We start from the raw sequence: 3,000 nt of genomic DNA, 5'->3' as shown, positions 1-3,000 counted from the left end.
AGGTGACGTCACCCGTGGGCGCTTCTTCGTTGTCTTGTGCGCGCAGGATGGAATCCCGTTCGGGCTGAGCTTGTCGAAGCCCTGTGTTCCGATCATCCTGAGCTTGTCGAAGGGCAGGCTCCGGGCGAACGGTCGGTGTGGCGTCGGTGCGGTAAGACAGCAGATCGGGCAGCAGCGACGGCCAGTCAATGTCCGTCGCGCTCAGCAGTTCAAAGCCGTAGTCGTTGACCGCGATGGAAAAGGTGTTGGGCGCGCGCTGGGCCACGCGCCAGGCGATGAGGTTGGCCAGGCCCAGGTGGGCGTGGCGCCCGGCGAAGGGGTAGAGGAAGAGGTGCGTGCCTTCGCGCGACGTCATGACTTCAGCCAGCAAGGTGTCGGGCGAGGGCAGGGCGGACCACTGCGCCTGCAACTCCAGCAGCGGTCGCGCGGCCTGCAGTTCGGGGTCGGCAAAGTCGCCTGCCTGCACCCGCGCCAGCTGCACCACCACGGCGTCGGCCAGCGTGGTCGACAGCGGCATCTTGCCGCCGTTCCAGCGCGGCACCGCGGGCTTGCGGCCGGTGGCCCGCTTGACCCAGGCCGTCATGTCGTGGATGCGCACCAGCTCCAGCAGGCGCCCGCCGAAGGTGAAGCAGTCGCCGGGTTTCAGGCGTGCGGCAAAGCTTTCTTCGACGTTGCCGATCTTGCTGCCGCCGACGTATTGCACGGCCATGCTGGCGTCGCTGACGATGGTGCCGATGTTCATGCGGTGGCGGCGCGCCAGGCGTGCGTCCGGCACGCGCCAGACGCCGTGTTCGTCGGCCACCACGCGGTTGTAGTCCGGGTAGGCCGCGAGCGAGGCACCACCTTGCGAAACGAAGTCCAGGCACCAGCGCCAGTGCTCGTCGGGCAGGTCGGCGTAGGCGGCGGTGCTGCGGATTTCGGTCAGCAAGGCATCGGGTGTGAAGCCGCCGCCGAGCGCGACGGTGACCAGGTGCTGCACCAGCACGTCCAGCGGCTGGCGCGGTGTGTCGCGCGCCTCGATCTGCCCGGCTTGGACGGCGGCACGCGCGGCCGCGCCTTCGACCAGTTCCAGGCTGTGCGTGGGCACTTTGCTCACGCGCGAGGTCCGGCCCGGCGCGTGGCCCGAGCGGCCGGCTCGCTGCAGCAGCCGCGCAATGCCCTTGGGCGAACCGATCTGCAGCACGCGCTCCACCGGCAGGAAGTCCACGCCCAGGTCCAGGCTGCTGGTGCAGACCACCGCGCGCAGTTCGCCCGCCTTCAGCCCGGCCTCTACCCACTCGCGCACCGCGCGGTCCAGCGAGCCGTGGTGCAGCGCGATCAGGCCCGCCCACTCGGGCCTGGCGTCCAGCAGCGCCTGGTACCAGATCTCGGCCTGCGAGCGCGTGTTGGTGAACACCAGCGTGCTGCCGCTGGTGGCGATCTCATGCACCACGGACGGCAGCATGGCCAGGCCCAGGTGGCCGCCCCAGGGGAAGCGGTCCACGCGCGGCGGCAGCAGGGTGTCGATGGTCAGCTGCTTGGGCGTCTGCCCGCGCACCATGCGGCCTGCTTCTGCCGCCTGCGGGCCGAGCAAGGTGTGCATGGCCTCATTCAGATTACCCAGCGTGGCCGACATGCCCCACACGCGCAGCGCCGGGTTCCACTGCCGCAGCCGCGCGATGGCCAGCTGCGCCTGCACGCCACGCTTGTTGCCCATCAGCTCGTGCCACTCGTCCACCACCACCAGCGCGGTGCGGCCCAGGGTCTCGGCCGCGTCGGCGCGCGCGATCAGCAGGCTCAGGCTCTCGGGCGTGGTCACCAGCACTGTGGGCAGGCGCTCGGCCTGCTTCGCGCGCTCGCTGCTGCTGGTGTCGCCGCTGCGCGCGCCGGCGGTCCAGGCGGGGGCCAGGTCGGGCAGCGGTTCTTTCAATGCCCGCAGCGTGTCGGCCGCCAGCGCCCGCATGGGCGTGAGCCAGACCACCGTCAGCGGCGGCGTGCGCTTGGCCTGTGCATCGGCCAGCGCCTGCAGCGCGCCCAGCCACACGGCGTAGGTCTTGCCGGCGCCGGTGGTGGCGTGCAGCAGACCGCTCTGGCCACGCGCCATGGCGTCCCAGACCTCCTGCTGAAACGGGAAAGGCGACCAGCCGCGTGTGGCCAGCCAGGCGGCGGCGTCGGGCTTTTTCACGCGGCACCCCCGGGCAGCAGGGCGGCCAGCGTCTGCAGGGTGTCGGCCTCGTCGACTGGCTTGTCTTCGCGCCAGCGCAGCATGCGCGGGAAGCGCACCGCGATGCCGCTCTTGTGGCGCGGGCTGTGGGCGATTCCCTCGAAGCCCAGCTCGAACACCAGCGTGGGCCGCACGCTGCGCACCGGGCCAAAGCTCTCGATGGTGGTGGCGCGGATGATGGCGTCCACCCGGGCCATCTCGGCGTCGCTCAGGCCCGAGTAGGCCTTGGCAAAAGGCACCAGTTGCCGGCCTTCGGTGCCGGGCGGCGCGTTCCAGACCGCGAAGGTGTAGTCGCTGTACACGCTGGCGCGGCGGCCGTGGCCACGCTGGGCGTAGATCAGCACCGCGTCCACGCTCATGGGGTCGATCTTCCACTTCCACCAGGTGCCCGCGGCCTTGGTGCGGCCCACGCCGTAGCCGCTGGCGCGCTGCTTGAGCATGAAGCCTTCGGTGCCACGCTCGCGGGCTTCTTCGCGCAGGGTCGCGAGCTGTTGCCAGGTCTCGCCGGTCAGCAGAGGGCTGGCGATCAGCAGTGGGTGGTTCATGTCTTGCACCAGCGCGTCCAGTGCGGCGCGGCGCGTGTGCAGGGCTTGCGCGCGCAGATCCTGGCCGCCGTGTTCGAGCAGGTCGTAGGCCAGCAGCGCCACCGGCAGTTCGCGCAGGATCTTGGGGCCGAGTGTCTTGCGGCCGATGCGTTTCTGCAGGTCGGCAAACGGTTGTGGTTTCCCCTCGCGCCAGACCACGATCTCGCCGTCGAGCACGGTGCCATCGGGCAGCGCCTCGCCCAGCGCGGCGAG

At 70.7% G+C, this 3,000-nt stretch carries 2 protein-coding genes; both read right to left on the bottom strand.

Going from position 1 to position 3,000, the window contains the following annotated elements; genetic code table 11:
- Window positions 1-2,164 (bottom strand): ligase-associated DNA damage response DEXH box helicase (locus tag ACR2JA_RS01860; protein WP_434007442.1); only part of this gene is annotated, 2,164 nt, incomplete at its 3' end.
- Window positions 2,161-3,000: cisplatin damage response ATP-dependent DNA ligase (locus ACR2JA_RS01855; RefSeq protein ID WP_434007441.1), on the bottom strand; the 840-nt coding region annotated here is incomplete at its 5' end. The genes ACR2JA_RS01855 and ACR2JA_RS01860, both read right to left, overlap by 4 nt.

This window comes from Hydrogenophaga sp. (assembly GCF_051007235.1).
Taxonomy (GTDB): Bacteria; Pseudomonadota; Gammaproteobacteria; order Burkholderiales; family Burkholderiaceae_C; genus Hydrogenophaga.
The sequence above is the reverse complement of the archived record's forward strand: the minus strand, read 5'-3'. Positions and strand labels throughout refer to the sequence as shown.